Annotated in this window: 18 protein-coding genes; 12 read left to right on the forward strand and 6 right to left on the reverse strand. The window is 67.6% G+C overall.

Annotation, left to right across the window (positions count from 1 at the left end):
• The first annotated feature begins 93 nt into the window (after nt 1-93).
• The 7 genes from AOM45_RS27145 (at nt 94) to AOM45_RS27175 (ending at nt 7,368) form a co-directional block, all read left to right on the forward strand.
• Nucleotides 94-1,872 (forward strand): ABC transporter family substrate-binding protein, encoded by a 1,779-nt coding sequence (locus tag AOM45_RS27145; protein WP_030472955.1) that lies wholly within the window; start codon nt 94-96, stop codon nt 1,870-1,872.
• A 94-nt stretch (nt 1,873-1,966) separates the two neighbouring features.
• Nucleotides 1,967-2,965 (forward strand): ABC transporter permease, encoded by a 999-nt coding sequence (locus tag AOM45_RS27150; protein ID WP_030472956.1) that lies wholly within the window; start codon nt 1,967-1,969, stop codon nt 2,963-2,965.
• Nucleotide 2,966: 1 nt separating this feature from the next.
• Nucleotides 2,967-3,890, forward strand: coding sequence for an ABC transporter permease (locus tag AOM45_RS27155; protein ID WP_372497510.1), 924 nt, complete (start codon nt 2,967-2,969; stop codon nt 3,888-3,890).
• Complete coding sequence (locus tag AOM45_RS27160) at nt 3,890-5,050, forward strand: ABC transporter ATP-binding protein (protein WP_051784639.1); 1,161 nt, start codon at nt 3,890-3,892, stop codon at nt 5,048-5,050. Before AOM45_RS27155 ends, AOM45_RS27160 begins: the two co-directional genes overlap by 1 nt.
• Complete coding sequence (locus AOM45_RS27165; RefSeq protein WP_051784640.1) at nt 5,047-6,039, forward strand: ABC transporter ATP-binding protein; 993 nt, start codon at nt 5,047-5,049, stop codon at nt 6,037-6,039. The genes AOM45_RS27160 and AOM45_RS27165 overlap by 4 nt, the downstream gene beginning before the upstream one ends.
• Nucleotides 6,040-6,116: 77 nt before the next feature.
• A complete protein-coding gene (mshB, locus tag AOM45_RS27170; protein ID WP_030472960.1) occupies nt 6,117-6,953 on the forward strand; it encodes an N-acetyl-1-D-myo-inositol-2-amino-2-deoxy-alpha-D-glucopyranoside deacetylase in 837 nt (278 codons plus the stop codon).
• Nucleotides 6,943-7,368 (forward strand): hypothetical protein, encoded by a 426-nt coding sequence (locus AOM45_RS27175; RefSeq protein ID WP_035913515.1) that lies wholly within the window; start codon nt 6,943-6,945, stop codon nt 7,366-7,368. The genes mshB and AOM45_RS27175 overlap by 11 nt, the downstream gene beginning before the upstream one ends.
• On the opposite strand, the gene AOM45_RS27180 is transcribed toward AOM45_RS27175, so the two are convergent.
• On the reverse strand, nt 7,344-8,066 hold the full coding sequence (locus AOM45_RS27180; protein WP_030472962.1) for a GNAT family N-acetyltransferase: 723 nt from the start codon (nt 8,064-8,066) through the stop codon (nt 7,344-7,346). The genes AOM45_RS27175 and AOM45_RS27180 overlap by 25 nt on opposite strands.
• Nucleotides 8,067-8,211: 145 nt before the next feature.
• Here AOM45_RS27180 and fdxA point away from each other — a divergent pair, with 145 nt between their 5' ends.
• Together fdxA and dapC are read left to right on the forward strand one after the other, a co-directional pair.
• Nucleotides 8,212-8,538, forward strand: coding sequence for a ferredoxin (fdxA, locus tag AOM45_RS27185; protein WP_030472963.1), 327 nt, complete (start codon nt 8,212-8,214; stop codon nt 8,536-8,538).
• A gap of 2 nt (nt 8,539-8,540) precedes the next feature.
• Nucleotides 8,541-9,632: a succinyldiaminopimelate transaminase gene (gene dapC, locus AOM45_RS27190; protein ID WP_030472964.1), complete on the forward strand. Its 1,092-nt coding sequence runs from the start codon at nt 8,541-8,543 to the stop codon at nt 9,630-9,632.
• On the opposite strand, the gene AOM45_RS27195 is transcribed toward dapC, so the two are convergent.
• The 3 genes from AOM45_RS27195 to AOM45_RS27205 form a co-directional block, all read right to left on the reverse strand.
• Nucleotides 9,622-10,527 carry a hypothetical protein gene (locus tag AOM45_RS27195; RefSeq protein WP_156094375.1) on the reverse strand — a complete coding sequence of 302 codons (906 nt, stop codon included), beginning with the start codon at nt 10,525-10,527 and terminating at the stop codon, nt 9,622-9,624. The two genes, dapC and AOM45_RS27195, sit on opposite strands and share 11 nt — an antisense overlap.
• Nucleotides 10,528-10,658: 131 nt before the next feature.
• Complete coding sequence (gene dapD, locus AOM45_RS27200) at nt 10,659-11,615, reverse strand: 2,3,4,5-tetrahydropyridine-2,6-dicarboxylate N-succinyltransferase (protein ID WP_030472966.1); 957 nt, start codon at nt 11,613-11,615, stop codon at nt 10,659-10,661.
• 469 nt (nt 11,616-12,084) lie between these two features.
• Nucleotides 12,085-12,498, reverse strand: a complete 414-nt coding sequence (locus AOM45_RS27205; protein WP_156249741.1) for a hypothetical protein — start codon at nt 12,496-12,498, stop codon at nt 12,085-12,087.
• 57 nt (nt 12,499-12,555) lie between these two features.
• Between AOM45_RS27205 and dapE the strand changes: the two genes are divergently transcribed.
• Genes dapE through AOM45_RS27220 form a run of 3 tightly spaced genes read left to right on the forward strand, consistent with a single transcriptional unit; the run spans nt 12,556 to nt 14,950 of the window.
• The gene (gene dapE, locus AOM45_RS27210) at nt 12,556-13,623 is read left to right on the forward strand and encodes a succinyl-diaminopimelate desuccinylase (RefSeq protein WP_030472968.1); all 1,068 of its coding nucleotides are present in this window, start codon (nt 12,556-12,558) and stop codon (nt 13,621-13,623) included.
• A gap of 17 nt (nt 13,624-13,640) precedes the next feature.
• Nucleotides 13,641-14,417, forward strand: a complete 777-nt coding sequence (locus tag AOM45_RS27215; protein ID WP_063757181.1) for an LOG family protein — start codon at nt 13,641-13,643, stop codon at nt 14,415-14,417.
• The gene (locus tag AOM45_RS27220; protein ID WP_236703842.1) at nt 14,417-14,950 is read left to right on the forward strand and encodes an LOG family protein; all 534 of its coding nucleotides are present in this window, start codon (nt 14,417-14,419) and stop codon (nt 14,948-14,950) included. The genes AOM45_RS27215 and AOM45_RS27220 overlap by 1 nt, the downstream gene beginning before the upstream one ends.
• Here the strand turns inward: AOM45_RS27220 and AOM45_RS27225 are convergent.
• Nucleotides 14,921-15,973 (reverse strand): winged helix DNA-binding domain-containing protein, encoded by a 1,053-nt coding sequence (locus tag AOM45_RS27225; protein WP_030472971.1) that lies wholly within the window; start codon nt 15,971-15,973, stop codon nt 14,921-14,923. The genes AOM45_RS27220 and AOM45_RS27225 overlap by 30 nt on opposite strands.
• 135 nt (nt 15,974-16,108) lie before the next feature.
• Complete coding sequence (locus AOM45_RS27230; protein WP_030472972.1) at nt 16,109-17,602, reverse strand: CocE/NonD family hydrolase; 1,494 nt, start codon at nt 17,600-17,602, stop codon at nt 16,109-16,111.
• Nucleotides 17,603-17,689 lie beyond the last annotated feature (87 nt).

The following is a 17,689-nucleotide window of genomic DNA, read 5'->3' on the forward strand; positions in this document are numbered from 1 at the left end:
ATGTGCCGGTTCGGGGCGCGTATGGCACATCTTCGTTTTGGGCGTGCATGCCGACCCGGTGACGGCCGCCCAGTGCTAGGAGGGCACGTGTCAATGAGGAGAACCAAAGCACTTCCGGCGATCGCGCTGGTCGCCAGCGCGTCTCTCGTGCTGGGTGCCTGCGGTGGCGGCGGCGGGAGCAACAACGCCGACGGTGGCGACGCCACCGTCGCGGACATGGCGACCGCCCGCGGTGAGTCCGCGGATGGCTACACCGCGCCGGATACGAAGCAGAGCGACCAGGTCGTCGTGTCGACCGACAAGCCGTTCACCTCGTACAACAACGCGACGGAGGACGCAAACCAGTCCTACAACACGTTCGCGCTGACGCTTGTTCAGCCTGGTGCGCATCTCATCAACGGCAACAACAAGGTCATCCTGAACAAGGACGTCATGGACGGCATCGAGGTCACCTCGAAGTCGCCGCAGGTCGTGACCTGGAAGCTGAAGAAGGGCGTCACCTGGTCTGACGGCGAGGCCTGGGACTGCGACGACTTCTACATGGCGTGGTTCACGCAGAGCAACTCCGCCAAGAAGGCCGACGGCAGCAAGTTCTTCAAGCCGGCCGGCACGACCGGGTACGACCTGATGACCGGTGCGTGCAAGGACGACCAGACGTTCGTCGGCACCTTCTCGGCGCCGTACCCGGACTACGAGGACATGTTCAACACGGACGTCCTCCCGGCGCACATCCTCGAGAAGCAGACCGGCGTCGCCGACATCACCAAGGTGAACAAGGACAGCGCCGCCGCTGACATCCAGAAGGTCGCTGACTTCTGGAACGAGAAGTGGAACGGCTTCACCAAGGAGCTCATGCCGGGTGCGGGCACCTACGTGCTCACCGGTTTCGAGCCGAACCAGTCGGTGACGCTGGAGCGCAACCCCAAGTGGGTCGGCAAGCCCGGTGGTCCTGCGAAGATCATCCTGAAGGCGATCCCGGACCCGGTCGCGCAGGCGCAGGCGCTGGAGAACGGCGAGCTCGCCGTCAACTCCTTCGCCCAGCCGGACGCGAACGCGGCGACGAAGCTCAAGGGCCTCAACGCCCAGGGCGTGACGTTCGGCGCGGGCCCCGGCCTGTCGTTCGAGCACCTCGACCTGCAGATGAAGAACCCGGTTCTCGCCAAGGAAGAGATCCGCAAGGCCTTCTTCATGTGCGTGAAGCGTCAGGACATCATCGACAAGCTCATCAGCGAGGTCCAGTCCGACGCCAAGCCGATGGGCAGCCTCATCTTCTTCCCGAAGGACGAGGGCTACAAGGACAACTACGCCGACAAGGCCAAGGGTGACCCGGCCGCGGCGAAGAAGATCCTCGGTGACGCGGGCTGGACGCAGGGTGCCGACGGCGTGTTCGCGAAGGACGGCGTGCGTGCCTCCTTCCGGATCAGCCACACCGACATCCCGCGTCGCAAGCAGACCGTCGAGCTGATCCAGGGCCAGTGCAAGGAAGCCGGCATCGAGGTCAAGGACGACACCGACCCGAACTTCCTCGACGAGCGCGTCTCCGCTGGTGACTACGACGTCGCGCTGTTCGCGTGGTCCGGCTCGCCGTTCAAGGGCGGCAAGAAGTCGATCTACGAGACCGGTGGTGGCCAGAACTGGCAGAACCTGTCCGTGCCGAAGGCCGACGAGGCCATGAAGCAGGCCGTCTCGCAGACGTCGATCTCCGACTCGCTGAAGAACTGGGCGGAGGCGGACGCGGCACTGGCCGACTCGTACGGCTCGCTGCCGCTGTTCCAGATGCCGAACATGTGGGCCTTCAAGGGGCTCGACCGCGTGTACTTCCAGAGCTACTTCGGCGCGCTTTGGGACGCCAACGAGTGGCAGACCAAGTAATTCGCCATAGCTGAAGTGCGCAACGCCTGACCGGGCGGGGCCGGACCACGAGTCCGGCCCCGCCCGAGCCGGGTTGCCCCCTAGGAGCCCGCCCGTGATCCGCTACATCATCCGGCGCCTGCTGATCTCGATACCCATCCTGCTGATCGGCAGCTTCGCCTGTTACGTCCTCGTCGCCACCGCCGGCAACCCCCTGGCGGAAATGCGATTCCGGCCCGGCGTCACCGAAGCCGACATCAAGGCCGCTGAGATCTCCCTCGGTCTGGACAAGCCCGTCGTCGTCCGCTACTGGAACTGGCTCACCGACTTCATGAGCGGTGACTGGGGCCAGAGCATCGCCCTCGGCCAGGCCAAGACCGCCGTCTACCCCGCCGTCACGGACGCGCTGTGGACCACCGGTCGGCTCGTCATCGGTGCCGAACTGCTCGCTCTCACCCTGGGTGTCTCGGTCGGCGTGCTCGCCGCCGTGCGCCAGTACTCGATCTTCGACTACCTCGCCACCAGCACCGCGTTCCTCATGTTCTCGATGCCGATCTTCTGCGTCGCGGTCATCGTGAAGAACTACGGCATCCAGTTCAACAACGTCCTGGAGTCGATGGGGCTGGACCGCTGGCTCACCACCGCGGGTCCGCGGCCAGGTGGTTTCAGCGGCAGTTTCGGTGAAGTGATCTTCAAGTACACCGGTACGTTCCTGCTGCCGACCGTCGCGCTGATGCTGATCAGCTTCGCCGCGTACAGCCGGTTCGAACGCGCCTCCATGCTGGAGATCCTGCACTCGGACTTCGTGCGCACCGCACGGGCCAAGGGCATCTCGCAGAGCCGCGTGATCTTCCGTCACGCGTTCCGCAACGCCCTCATCCCCGTCGCCACGCTGTTCTCGCTGAACTTCGGTGCCGTGCTGTCCGGCGCGATCATCACCGAGACCGTGTTCGGCTGGGCCGGCATGGGTACGCTGCTGGTGAACTCAGTGCGCCAGTTCGACCCGCCCATGCTGATGGGCTGGCTGATGGTCACCGCGACCTTGGTCGTGCTGTTCAACCTGATCGCCGACGTCGTGTACGGCATCCTCGACCCTAGGATTCGCCTTGGCTAACATCAACCTGGCGTCCGAGGGCGGCGTGGTCAACAGCGCTCCCCAGTCCGACTCGCACGAGTTCGACGCCACCAAGACCCGCACGCAGGGCCAGCTCGTCCTGCGGCGCTTCCTGCGTCACCGGCTCGCGATGGTGAGCCTCGGCGTCTTCGTCTTCCTCGTCCTCTTCGCGTTCGTGGGCCCGTTCATCTGGACCTACGACTTCGAGGACGTGTCCAGCAAGTCGTACCAGCCGATGAGCGGCACTCACCCGCTCGGCACCACCCAGGTCGGCAAGGACATGCTGGCGCTGCTCATGCGCGGCACCGGCTACTCGCTGCAGATCGCGCTGATCGTGGCCGCGCTGGCCACGGCCATCGGCGTGACCTTCGGTGCCCTGGCCGGATATCTGCGCGGCTTCGTCGACACGGCGCTGATGCGCCTGGTCGACCTGCTGCTGATCATCCCGCAGATCGCGGTCGCCGCGATCGTCGTCAAGGGCTTCTCCGGCAGCTGGTACGTCGTCGCGCTGGTGCTCGCCGCGTTCGCGTGGATGCAGATCGCCCGCATCACGCGCGGTGAGACGCTGTCGCTGGCGCAGCGGGAGTTCATCGAGGCGGCGCGTGCCTGCGGTGCCTCCACTCCGCGCATCATCTTCAAGCACCTCGTGCCGAACATGATCGGCAGCATCACGGTCAACGCCACGCTGGCGATCGCGGCCGCGGTGCTCACCGAGGCCGCGCTGTCGTTCCTGGGACTGGGCGTCCAGCCCCCGGACACCTCGCTCGGCGTGATCGTGCTCGAGAACTACGGGCAGTTCCTGAACCGGCCGTGGCTGTTCTGGGGTCCGTTCATCGTGCTCGTGTCGCTTTCTCTCGCCGTCAACTTCATCGGTGACGGCCTGCGCGACGCGTTCGACCCGAGGCAGACGAAGGTGCGTGCCTGATGACGAGTGTTTCCGAACTGTCGGAGGACTTCCTGCCCTCCAACACCACCGCACCGCTGCTCTCGGTCAAGGACCTGTCCGTCACGTTCCCGACCGACGACGGTGACGTCCGCGCCGTGCGCAACGTCTCGTTCGACCTCAACCCCGGCGACGTGCTGGGCATCGTCGGCGAGTCGGGCTCGGGCAAGTCGGTGTCCTCCATGGCGATCATGGGCCTGCTGCCCAAGAACGCGATCATCGAAGGCTCGATCCGCTACCGCGGCGAGGAGCTGAACGGCCGCACCTACAAGCAGATGCAGCCGTTCCGCAGCAAGCACATCTCGATGATCTTCCAGGACCCGATGACGTCGCTGAACCCCGTCTACACCGTGGGGTGGCAGCTCGCCGAGACCTACCGCGCGCACCACAACGTCTCGAAGAAGGCGGCGTGGGCGAAGGCGGTCGAGGCGCTGGAGCTGGTGGGCATCCCGCAGCCGGACAAGCGCGCGGCCCAGTACCCGCACGAGTTCTCCGGCGGCATGCGGCAGCGCGTGGTCATCGCGATGGCGATCATCAACGACCCCAGCGTGATCATCGCCGACGAGCCGACCACCGCGCTCGACGTGACGGTGCAGGCCCAGATCCTCGACACCATGCTGCGGATCCAGACCGAGACCGACGCGGCGATCGTCATGATCACGCACGACCTCGGCGTGGTCGCGGGCATGGTCAACCGCGTGCAGGTGATGTACGGCGGCACCGTGGTCGAGTCCGGCCCGGTGGACGACGTCTTCGAACGGCCGCGGATGCCTTACACCGTCGGCCTGCTGGGCTCGGTGCCGAACCCGTCCACGCTGGGCAAGAGGCTCACCCCGATCAAGGGCGCGCCGCCCTCGCTGGTGAACCTGCCGACCGGCTGCTCGTTCTCGCCGCGCTGCCCGCTCGTGGCCGACGTGTGCAACGAGTGGGAGCCGGAGCTGGAAGAGGCCGGTGCCAACCACAGCACGCGGTGCCACCGGTGGGAGCACCTCGCGACGATCGACCACCCCCAGAGGCTGTTCCTGCACGACGAGATCGGCACCGTGGAGAACCCGGCGGTGTTCGCCGCGGCCAACCCGGACGACTCGCTCGAGGTGACCGCCGTGCACGGCACTCTGATCACGGATGAGGAGGCGAAGTGACCGCTCCGCTGCTGGAGGTCACCGACCTCGTCAAGGAGTTCCCCGTGCGCGGCAAGGGGATCATCCCGCGCAACATCGGCACCGTGCAGGCCGTGTCCGGCGTGTCGTTCTCGCTGAACCCCGGCGAGACGCTCGGCCTGGTCGGCGAGTCCGGCTGCGGCAAGTCCACGACCGGACGCGCGATCCTGCAGCTGCACAAGCCGACCTCGGGCTCGGTGAAGTTCGAGGGCCGCGAGCTGACGGCCATGAGCAACAAGCAGCTGCGGCCGCTGCGCAAGGACATCCAGATCGTCTTCCAGGACCCGTACGCGTCGTTGAACCCCAAGTGGCAGGTCAACGACATCATCGCGGAGCCGTTGCAGATCCACGGTGTCGAAGGCGGCGTGCAGCGCAGGGTCAACGAGCTGCTGGAGCTCGTGGGCCTGAACCCCGAGCACCGCAACCGCTACCCGCACGAGTTCTCGGGCGGTCAGCGGCAGCGCATCGGCATCGCCCGCGCGCTGGCGCTGAACCCGCGGTTCATGGTGCTGGACGAGCCGGTGTCCGCTCTGGACGTCTCGGTGCAGGCCGGTGTCGTGAACCTGCTGGAGGAACTGCAGGAACGGCTCGGGCTCGCGTACCTGTTCGTGGCGCACGACCTCTCGGTGGTGCGGCACATCTCGGACCGTGTCGCGGTGATGTACCTCGGCAAGATCATCGAGATGGGCGAGCGCGAGACCATCTACAGCAGGCCGATGCACCCGTACACGCAGGCGCTGCTGTCGGCGGTGCCGATGCCGGATCCCAAGCAGGAGCGCAAGCGGCAGCGGATCGTGCTGACGGGTGACGTGCCGTCGCCGGTCAACCCGCCGTCGGGCTGCCGGTTCCGGACGCGGTGCTGGAAGGCGCAGGACATCTGCGCCACCGAGGAGCCGAAGCTGGAACTGCGTGGTGGGCCGGAAGGAACGTTGTCCGCGTGCCACTTCGCCGAGGAACGCTCGGTCGTTTAACCGTCTCGCTGACCAATCGAGATGGTTAGCAAAGGCCGCCTTTATCATCCGATGAAGGCGGCCTTTACTCTTTTCCAGTGACGCTGACTGCCCCACCACGGTTGCTCTTCGTGCACGCCCACCCGGACGACGAGAGTCTCTGGACCGGCGGCACCATCGCGCGCTACGCCTCGGCCGGCGCGCACGTCACGGTGGTCACCTGCACGCTGGGCGAAGAGGGCGAGATCATTCCGCCCGCGCTGGCGCACCTGGCCGCCGACGCCGCCGACCAGCTGGGCGGGTACCGCGTGGGTGAACTGAGATCGGCCTGCGCCGCACTCGGCGTGACCGACCACAGGTTCCTCGGCGGCATCGGACGCTGGCGCGACTCCGGCATGGTCGACGTGCCGTCCAACGCGCACCCGCGCGCGTTCGTCCAGGGTTCGCTCGACGACCAGACCGCCCAGCTGGTCGACATCCTGCGCGAGGTCAAGCCTCAGGTCGTCGTGAGCTACGACGCGTTCGGCGGCTACGGCCACCCGGACCACATCCGCGCGCACGAGATCACCGTGGCCGCGTGCGCCCAGGTGTCCGACGTCGATCGCGTCTTCTACGCGGTGACCTCCCGGGACGCCACGAAGGCCGGTGTGGCGGGGCTGGAGAACGTTCCGGAGGCGTTCCGGCTGCCGGAGCCAGGCGAGCTGCCGGTGACGCCGGATGAAGAGATCACAACGGTTGTGGACGTGTCCGAGCACCTGACGGCCAAGCGTCGTGCTTTGCGTGCACACTCGACGCAGGTCAGTGTGTGGGACGACGGGTACGCGTTGTCGAACAACATCGCGCAGCCGCTGGTCGGCGCGGAGTACTACGTGCTGGCGAAGGGGTCGGCGGACGGAGCGTCGACAGACCTGTTCGGAGGACTGGGTGACCGTTAGCCGGCGAGTGTTCTTCCTGCTGCTCCTGTGCGTCGAGGCAGCAGTGCTCGCCGTGCTCGAAACGTTCTTCCTGCCCGTCCGCTTCGACGGCACGCTGCTGCCGCGCCTGGGCGACTTCCCGTTCCCGATCACGATCGCGGTGGCCGTCGTCACGACGCCGGTGCTGGTGCAGTGGGCGGCCGCCCTGTCCGGACGGGTACTGGCCGCCGCCGCGCCGCTGATCGTGTGGTTCTTCACGATCTTCACGCTCGGCTTCCTAGAGCCCGGCGGCAACGGTCAGTTCCTGCTGGGCGACTGGCGCACGCTGCTGCTGATCGCGGGTGGCGCGCTGCCGGGGGCGATCGCCGTGGGGGCCGTCATGGCGCGCAACGCGGCCAACCGGCCCGGTCTCTACGAGACGGCCGGGATCCAGTAGCGGTAGCGGTGGTGCTCGGTGCAGCCGAGCTCCTCGTACAGCCTGATCGCCGGCTCGTTGTGCTCGGCGACCTGGAGCACGCACGTCGTGGCGCCCTGCTCGAGGCCCCAGCCAGCCAGCTCGCCCATGAGGCGCCGTGCGAGGCCCTGGCGGCGGTGTGACGGCCGCACCGCGAGGCGGGCGACGTGCAGCACGTCCTCGACGACCGCGCCCCGCACGGCGGCGATCACCCAGCCGTTGTCGGTGATGCTCGCGAAGCACACCCCGGGACCGCTTCCGAGCACGTGCCGCTGGGCGGCGGAAACCTCGGATCCGGCCGTGAGTTCCCACCATCCGGGAAGATCGCGACTCTCCGCTACGCCGAGGGCGAACTTCTCGAGCGGACCGGTCATCACCAGCGACTCCGCGCCGCCGGGATGATCGAGATCGACGCGCCAGCCCGCGGCCTCGATCGCCCGCTCGTTCGCGGAGCCGTTCACGACGTGAGCCGTGGGTTTGATGCCGTGCTCGCGCGCGAACCCTTCTGCGACGGTCAAGGCCTGCTGGATCGGCATTCCGGGATCACCGCTGGTCAGCGTGCTGTTGGCGCGGCCGGTGAAGCCGTCGGCAGCGCGCATCGACCAGTTTCCGAGCGGAACTTCTGCCAGGGCGGGCCATGCTCGCGCGCAGAGCGATTCCAGGTGATCCACGGTGTGCACGCGTTCATCCTCTCCCGAGCACGTCTCAGCAGATGGAGTGACGTGGAACACCGTGCAGCTAAGGCAAGCCTGACCGGGTGATACTCGAACGTGCCGCGTACTCTCCGGCTTGCGCGGTGTGGACCAGAGGAAGTTGGAGAGCGCAGTGACCTATGTGATCGCCCAGCCGTGCGTGGACGTGCTCGACAAGGCGTGCATCGAAGAGTGCCCCGTCGACTGCATCTACGAAGGCGACCGGATGCTCTACATCCACCCCGACGAGTGCGTGGACTGTGGCGCGTGCGAGCCCGTGTGCCCGGTGGAAGCCATCTACTACGAGGACGACGTCCCCGACGAGTGGAAGGACTACACCAAGGCGAACGCGGACTTCTTCAACGAGCTCGGCTCGCCCGGTGGCGCGTCGAAGGTCGGCAAGGTCAGCGCCGACCCCGAGTTCATCAAGGTGCTCGAGCCGCAGGCTGAGGGGCATTGATCATTCAGCGCAGGGGCCCGGCACTGCCGGACTTCCCGTGGGACTCGCTGTCCGACCACGCCGCCAAGGCGCGCAAGCACCCCGGTGGCGTGGTCGACCTGTCGGTCGGCACACCCGTCGACCCGGTCCCCGCGGTGATCCAGTCCGCGTTGTCGTCGGTCGCCGACGTTCCCGGTTACCCGACCACCCACGGCACGCCGGAGCTGCGTGCGGCCTTCGTGGCCGCGGTGGAGCGCCGGTACGGGATCGTCGGGCTGTCCGCGGACGCGGTGCTGCCCACGATCGGCTCCAAGGAGCTCGTGGCGTGGCTGCCGACCCTGCTCGGTGTGGGCCCTGGCGACATCGTGGCCGTGCCCTCCGTGGCGTACCCGACCTACGAGGTCGGCGCGCTGCTGGCGGGCGCTTCCGTCGTGCGCCTGGCCGACGGTGAGAAGCCCCCGGCCGGCACCCGGCTGGTGTGGCTGAACTCGCCGTCGAACCCGACCGGACGCGTGTTGTCCGCGGCGCAGCTGCGTGACGCCGTCGCCGCCGCTCGCGAGGTCGGTGCCGTGGTGGCGTCGGACGAGTGCTACCTGGCTCTGCCGTGGGACTCCTCGCCCGTGTCGGTGCTGCATCCGTCCGTTGTGGACTCGTTCGACGGCGTGCTCGCCGTGCACTCGCTGTCGAAGTCGTCGTCGCTGGCGGGCTACCGCGCCGGGTTCATCACCGGTGACCCGGAGCTGATCTCGGACCTGCTGGAGCTCCGCAAGCACGCCGGGATGATCGTCCCGCGGCCGGTGCAGGAGGCCATGCGGGCGGCGTTGGAGGACGACGCGCACGTGGCCGAGCAGCGTGCCCGGTACCTCGCCCGGCGCGAGGTGCTGAAGCCCGCGCTGGAGGCGGCCGGGTTCACCGTGTCGCACTCCGAGGCGGGGCTGTACCTGTGGTCGTCACGCGGGGAGGACGCCTGGGAGACGATCTCCTGGCTGGCCGACCGCGGGATCCTGGCCGCTCCCGGCACGTTCTACGGGCCGGCAGGTGCTCAGCACGTGCGGATCGCGTTGACGGCCACCGACGAGCGGATCGCGGCGGCTGCCGAGCGCCTCAAGGTTTGAGTGCTGACCAGACCCTGCGGGTGAACTGGTTCGGCGGCACCGCGTCCGTGGTGAGCCGCACGCTCGTGCTGATCTCCTCGCCGCTCAGGCCGAGGCCGAGCACCAGGTGCCAGTGCAGGTCCCAGAGGTCCTGGAACGCGTCCAGCTCCACGTCCGCGTCCGCGCTGACGTGGAGCACGGCCGGTTCCGCGACCCGCACGACGCGCTCGACCGCCCGCACGTCCCGCGTGTTCGTGCGGAAGCTGAACGCCAGGTCGACCGTCTCGCTGTCGAGCCCGAAGGTCGCGTACGAGTGGCAGCGGTGGTGCGGCAGCGACAGCGGCTGGTTCGTCTCCAGGTAGAGGTCGCCCTCGAACCGCAGCGTCGGCGAGTGCTGGCTCAGGGTGGCCCTGGCGCTGACGAACTCCCAGCCCGGCATGTCGAGCTTGGGGACCAGCAGCTCCAGGATCTCGCCCCGGCGCGCACTCCGCGTGCGTTCGCCCGAGCGCCACGGGATTTCCCGGCTGTAGGGCTCCTTCTTCGTGACGAACACGTACGGCGCGTTGTCGGTCTGGAGGCTGAGGACGACGACCGTGCGGCCTCTCGCCCAGTCGAACGCGACGGTGGTGAGACCCGGCGCAACGCCGTCGAAGTGGCTCTCCACCCTGGGCCACCAGCTCGACAGCTCCTCGGCGGGCGCTCCCTTGACGTAGCGGCCCTTCTCGTCGACACCGACGATCCACATCGCCTCGGAACCGCGGGCGGCGTTGCACAGCGCGGCGATCTGGCGCGCGGCTTTGCCGTGGTCGACCGGCCACTGCGTCTTGAACTCCACGAAGGAGTCCTCGGACTGCGCGCCCTGCAGGGCACGCTCGATGGCAGCGCGAGCGTTCAACTCGAGTCGCTGTTTCAGCACCTGCACCTCCTCTGGGCGGTCGTCCGTGCGGTCATGAAGTTGGCACGGGCCCAGCCTGCCTCAGCAGACCGGGCCCGTGCACAGTTTTATCTCCTGGAAGCGGCTTGTCCCCTAGACGCGGCCTGTCGCTGTCAGTCGTTCGCGTGCAAAGCGGCGTTCAGTTCGACGCCGGTGCCCTTGCGCGGCTTGACCTTGACGGTGCCGGTCACGGAGTCCCGGATGAAGAGCAGGTTGGACTGCCCGCTGAGCGCCACGGCCTTGACGACCTCGCCGTCCGGGAGCGTGACCTTGGTGCCCGCTGTGATGTAGAGGCCCGCCTCGACCACGCAGTCGTCGCCGAGGGAGATGCCGAGGCCCGCGTTGGCGCCGAGCAGGCAACGCTCGCCCAGGCTGATGACCTGCTTGCCGCCGCCGGACAGGGTGCCCATGATCGAGGCGCCGCCGCCCACGTCGGAGCCGTCGCCGACCACCACACCGCCGGAGATCCGGCCCTCGACCATGGAGTTGCCGAGGGTGCCGGCGTTGAAGTTGACGAAGCCCTCGTGCATGACCGTGGTGCCCTGGGCGAGGTGGGCGCCCAGACGGACCCGGTCCGCGTCGCCGATCCTGACGCCCGTGGGGACCACGTAGTCGACCATCCTGGGGAACTTGTCGACTCCGTAGACCGTGACCGGGCCCCTGGTGCGGAGCCTGATGCGGGTCTGCTCGAAGCCGTCCACCGCGCAGGGGCCGTGGTTCGTCCAGACCACGTTGGTGAGGAGGCCGAAGAGGCCGTCCAGGTTGGCGCCGTGGGGCTTGATCAGGCGGTGGCTGAGGAGGTGAAGCCTGAGCCAGACGTCGTAGGTGTCTCGGGGGGCCGTGGTCAGGTCGATGGCCACCTTGACGCCTACTACCTCTACGTTGCGTTCCAGGTCTTCGCCCAGGAGCTTGGCCGCGGACTCGCCCAGGGCGTTGGCGATTTCGGCGGACGACAGGCGGGTGGTGGCCAGGTCGTCTGCGTCTCCCAGGGTTGGGGACGGGTACCAGGTGTCTAGGACGGTGCCGTCCGGGGTCACTGTGGCCAGGCCGATGCCGTATGCGGTGCTCACGGGGGTGAGCCTAGTCCTCGGGGTTTCTGCTCGCGTCGGTTGCGTTGGTCGTCCCCCTGGTGCTTTGGCGTCTGCCTGTTTCGTGTCCGATGGGTGGTTGGGGTTGGGCGGGTTCCGTTCCTGTTTCAAGATTTCTGGGGCGCCGCCCCAGACCCCGCCAATCTGATCAAGGACCAGTCCAGCGCCGCCTGCGGGTTGATGGCACGCCTGGTGGGTTGGGCGGCTTGCTGTTGGGTGGGTTGGCCGGTTCGGGCGGTGTGGTCCCGTCACGAGCCGAGCCAGGAGCTGGTCACACCCGAGGGGAGAGGTCAAGTCGCGAAAAGCGTGCGACTTGACCTCTCCCCTCGGGCGCGACAAGAGCTGTGGCACGACTCGTGACGGGACCACACCGCCGGAACCTCGCGTTTAGGGCAAGGACTGCTCGGCTGCGCCTTCGCGTCGCCTCGCCTTGCCTTCGGCGTCGGCTTGGCTAGTCCGGTACGTCTGCGCTGAAGTACAGGCTGCCCAGGTCGCCCCTGGTGGCTATCAGTGCCTCGTTGCACTTCGACTGGCGGGCGTCTGTGCTCGAGACGTTGTCCACCTTCACGTCGCTGCACTTGAGGGCTTCGAAGTCGCCAACGGCGGTCATCAGGCGGGGGAGGACCTCGCTGACGTCCTGTTCTACCTGTTTGCCCTGGAAGGCCGCGTTCAGGTTGCGGGTCATGGTGCTGACCTGGGACACCCAGGCCGCGCAGTCCGCCGGGGTGCCGGTGTGCTGGGAGCCGCAGGGTGCGGTGAAGAGGGTTCGAATCTGGCCGCACTGGCGGTCGCAGGCTGCTTCGGGTTCGCCGCAGGCCGTTGCCATGAGCATCAATGGGATGACCATGAGTGTGCGATTGAACACGGAGTGCACGGTATCGGCTGAACGGAGTAGTCCCAAGTCGGTTAGTAGGGTTGAGGGGTGTCTGACACCCTTGATCTCTTCGCTGACCCGGTTGAGTTGACGGTTGCGCTTGTCGATGTGCGCAGCGTGTCCGGGGAGGAGGCGGAGATCGCTGATCTCGTCGAGCGGTCGCTGAAGGTTCATGCGCCGCATCTGGAAATCACTCGATCGGGGAACGCGGTGCTGGCGCGGACCAATCTCGGGCGGGAGCGGCGGGTGGTGCTGGCCGGGCATTTGGACACCGTGCCGATCAACCAGAACTTTCCCAGTCGTCGTGAGGGCGATGTCCTGCACGGGTGCGGGACCGTCGACATGAAGGGTGGCGACGCGGTCATGCTCGCCATCGCGGCTCTTAGTGCTCAGGCTCGGCACGATCTGACGTTCGTCTTTTACGACTGCGAGGAGATCGAGGCTGAACGCAACGGGCTCACTCGGATCGAGCGGGAGGCCGTCGAGTGGTTGACCGGGGATCTGGCCATCGTGTGCGAGCCGTCCAACGGGACGGTTGAGGCCGGGTGTCAGGGGACCATGCGGGTTGAGGTTCGGACTCGGGGGAAGCGGGCGCACACCGCTCGGGCGTGGATGGGGGAGAACGCCATTCACGGGATGGGCGAGGCGTTGCGGCGGCTTGAGGCTTATGTGCCTCGGCAGCCTGAGATCGACGGGTGCCGGTACCACGAGGGGTTGCAGGCGGTGAAGATCAGCGGGGGTGTCGCCGGCAACGTCGTGCCGGACGAGGCCGTGCTGACGGTGAACCACCGGTTTGCGCCTGATCGGTCCGTTGAGCAGGCCGAGCAGCACCTTCGTGAGGTGTTCGAGGGGTTCGAGGTCGTTGTCACGGACTTCTCCGGTGGGGCGTTGCCCGGGTTGCAGGCGCCTGCCGCTCGGGAACTGGTGGAGGCGGCTGGTGGGGTGCCGGTGGCCAAGCTCGGGTGGACCGACGTTGCCCGGTTCGCGGCGTTGGGGATGCCTGCGGTCAATTTCGGGCCCGGAGATCCCACGTTGGCGCACACGCAGGAAGAGCACGTGGCGGTCCAGCAGATCACCGGGTGTTTCGACGTGCTTAAGCGATTTCTGCTTGCCTGATCACTAATATCTCAGTGATGACGGAAGACAAGAACGGCGTTGTGGACGAGCGTCCTCACGAGAAGGTGCGCGGGCCCGTCGTGTTGCGGCGGGAGCGCAGGGACGAGCTCACCACCACGGATCAGCGCCTGCTCGATTCTCGTGGGCCCTCGGACTGGGTGCACACCGATCCGTGGCGGGTGCTGCGGATTCAGGCGGAGTTCGTCGAAGGTTTCGGTGCGCTGGCAGAGGTTCCCAGTGCGGTGACCGTGTTCGGGTCTGCCCGGACCGGGCGGGATCATCCCGAGTACCAGCTCGGGCGGGACCTCGGTGCGGCGCTGGCCCAGGCCGGGTTCGCGGCGATCACCGGGGGTGGGCCGGGGGCCATGGAGGCCGTCAACCGCGGGTGTTCCGAGGCCGGTGGGTTCTCGGTCGGGCTCGGGATCGAGCTGCCGTTCGAGCAGGGGCTCAACCCGTGGGTGGACCTCGGGGTGAACTTCCGCTACTTCTTCGTGCGCAAGACGATGTTCATCAAGTACTCGCAGGCGTTCATCTGCCTGCCGGGTGGCTTCGGCACGCTCGACGAGCTCTTCGAGGCGTTGACGCTGGTGCAGACGAAGAAGGTCACCAAGTTCCCGGTGGTGCTCTTCGGAACGCACTACTGGCAGGGGCTCTACGACTGGATCAAGAACTCGGTGCTGGAAGGCGGCAAGGTCGGCGAGAAGGACCTCGCGCTGCTGCACCTCACCGACGACATCGAGGACGCGGTGCGCGTGGTCAAGGAAGCGCACCAGGCATGGGCGGACGCACACTGATGTTTGTCGCTGTTTACTGCGGGAGTCTCGCGACGGTTCCGCAGAGCTACATCGACCTCGCCGCCGAGGTGGGGCGCCAGATCGCCGCGCGCGGGTGGAACCTCGTGTGGGGCGGTGGGCAGACGTCGATGATGGGTGCGGTGGCGCGGGAGGCCCGCGCCGGTGGGGCGTTCACCTACGGTGTCATCCCGAAGGGGCTGGCCACCAGGGAGATCGCCGACCGCGAGTCGACCGAGCTGCACGTCGTCGACACCATGCGCGAGCGCAAGAAGATGATGGACGACAAGGCCGACGCGTTCCTCACGCTGCCCGGTGGCATCGGGACCGCGGAGGAGTTCTTCGAGGTCTGGACGGCGGGTGTGCTGGGCATGCACGCCAAGCCCGTCGTGCTGCTCGACGTCGACAACCACTACAAGGGACTCGTCGAGTGGCTGAGCGAGTTGCGGGACAAGGGATTCGTGTCCCACGCGGCGCTGAAGTCGCTCGTCGTCACGGACGACGTGTCAGTTGCTCTTGACGCTTGCGTCGTTTAGCCCCTTGGCCTTGGCCAGGATCTGGGCCTCCGGCAGGAGATCCGGCAGCGGACGGTACGGCGTGGCCGTCACCTCGAACCGCTTGCCGGAGACCACCCTGCCCTGCCAGGAGCCCGCGATCTCGCCGTCGACGAGCACGGCGCCACGCCGGCCGAGGATGCGGAAGATGTCCTTCTGCGCGGCCTTGTCCGGCAGCAGCAGGTCCCGGTCGCGGGCCTGCAGGTACGGGTCGGTCGGTGGCAGCAGGCGCACGGCGGGCGGTTCGGCGTCGGCGATCTCCAGGTCTTCCGGCAGCCACGCCTTGTGGCCGTCGACGGTCACCTCTGCGAGGCCGTCCTTCGGCCACTGCTTCTTGACCTCACGGGTGGTCGTGCCGAAGTAACTGGCCACTTCGGACGGTCCGGCGGGACCGTGCAGGGTCAGGTAGCGGTGGATGAGCTCGTCGAAGCCCGCGGTCTTGCGCGGCACGCCCGGCCAGCCGTGGATGCGCTCGAACGTCACGGTCTTCTCCTCCGGGATGATCCGGAGACCCGCGGGAAGTGCGCCGAGCCGGAAGATCGAGTCGCTCACGTGCTCGGTCCCGCAGCCCCGGCACGGTTCGATGGTCTGCTTCGGCGCCAACGGGGTCAGCGCCGTGCTGACGTCGCCCTTGGTCATCGGCTTGGTGACGATCGACCTCATCGCCGTCGCGATGTGCCGCAGGGCGTCGACCATGTCGTCCACTTTGGGACGGGAAGCGCGGGCACGGGCGTCGGCGTCGCTCCACGGCCACAGTGCGCGGGAGAACGCCTTCAGCTCGCCGGCCCGGTGCAGGTGCGGGGCACCGCGCACGGACCAGGTCACGACGAACTCGTCCACCGAGGGCTCGTCGAGCCTGGCGGCGAGACTCAGCAGGGCCGAGCCGGAGGTGTTGTCCTGGACGCCCAGGGAGAACACCGCCAACTCGGCCGCGTCGGAGACTCGCCGGTCCAGCTCGTGCTGATGGATCCGGTGGAGGAGCACCTGCTGCCGGGTGAGGTCCACCCGGACATTCTTACGCCTTCGGCACCTGGTAGCTCGATGGTGTCGGGCTGGGTTTTGCCGGAGGCGGGCCGGGCTGGGTGTTGCCCGCCTTCGGCACCATCGAGCTGGCGATGCCGAAGGCGGGCCCCAGCCGTGTCAGGCCTTCGGAACCGTCAGGCTCGACGGTCCGAAAGTGACGGTCGAACCACGCGTCGACTCGCTGAGGTAGCGCGGGTCCACGGTGTCGATCACCAGTGCGAGCCGGTCGCCCGCGCCCACGTTCCACACCGTCGGCTCGAGTTCGACGTCGAGCGTCTGCGTGCGGCCAGCGCCGGTCACCTTCACCGGCTTGTGCGTGATCAGCGAGCCGAGGCCGAGTGGTCCGACCTCGTAGAGGTACGCGAACAGCGTGGTCGTTTCCGCGCTCGGGGTCACCGTCAGCTTCAGCTTCGGGGTGCCCGCGATCGTGGCGCCGTTCCAGTACTGCGGGCCGCTCCACACGCCCGCCAGGTTGCGGTCGACGAACGGCAGCCCCACCCCGGTCGGGATGTTCAGGAACCCTTGCAGCGCACCGGAGAGCAGGATCGTGCCGCTGTCCGCGACCGTGTTCCAGCCGGCGTGGATCTTCTTGCCGTCCAGCTGCATCGTGTCGGTGGCGCCCGCCGGCCACGCGCCGAACTTCTTCCACGTGCCGCCGTTGTTGGGCTTGAGCTGCACCGGCTGCTCGGCGTCGATGCCGTTGGCCGCGCCCTTGACGTAGCGGTCGAACCAGCGGCCCACCGACTCCCAGATCTCGTTGGGCAGGCCCGCCGCGCCGAAGAGCTCGGCGGTGGCGTGGTCGCCCGGCGAGAGCATGAGTCGCTTGGGGCCGGTGAGGTTCGAGTAGAAGTCGGCGACCTGGCCCGGCGCGAAGATGCCGTCGTTCCAGGCGTTGCCGATCATCACCGCGGTGCCGTTGGCGTTGATCTGGTCGATCTTCGAGGCGGCCGAACGTCCCGCGGAGATCGGCACGACCTCCCAGAACCTGCCGTCGCGGTAGGCGTCCTCGGCCTCGTTCAACACGGGGCCGGGACGTCCGGTGGCGTGGCCCGCAGCGAGCAGGACCTCGACGGCCTGCTTGTTCACGGTGCTGTACGGGTAGAGCGAGCGGGCCAGGTCGGTCCACGTGCTCAACGCCGCCGCGGCCTTGATGCGCTTGTCCGCGGCCGCCGCGAGCAAGGACTGCCCTGCGCCGTAGGAGATCCCGGCCACGCCGACCTTGGTGCTGTCGGCGTGTGCGTTCGCGACGGCCCAGTCGATGACCAAGCTGACGTCGCCGACGGTGTCGGGACCGGCGATGTCGATCTCGCCGCCGGAGTCCCAGAAGCCGCGGCTCGTGTAGCTGACCACGACGTAGCCGGACTCCTTGGCGAGCTTGGCCGCCGCGCCGACGTACTCGATGTTGGGCACCGCCCAGCTGGACGGCATGACGAGCAACGGGAACGGGCCGCTGCCCTGACCGGTCGGCTCGATGACGAAGGCCTTCAGGGTGGTGCCACCGACACCGGAGATCGACTCGTAGGTGATGGAGTGCCCCGGCGCCGCGTTGGCGACTGGAGCACCGAGCAGGGTTGTGAGGAGTACCAGGACTGAAACAAGTGATCGTCGCACGCTGGTCCTCCTTGACCATGACGTAGATCACACAGGGTTGTTACCGGGGAGTAAACCAGATTGCTACTGACGGGTAGCAACAAGCTG

Origin of the sequence: Lentzea aerocolonigenes, assembly GCF_000974445.1 — a bacterium.
GTDB lineage: Bacteria > Actinomycetota > Actinomycetes > Mycobacteriales > Pseudonocardiaceae > Lentzea > Lentzea aerocolonigenes.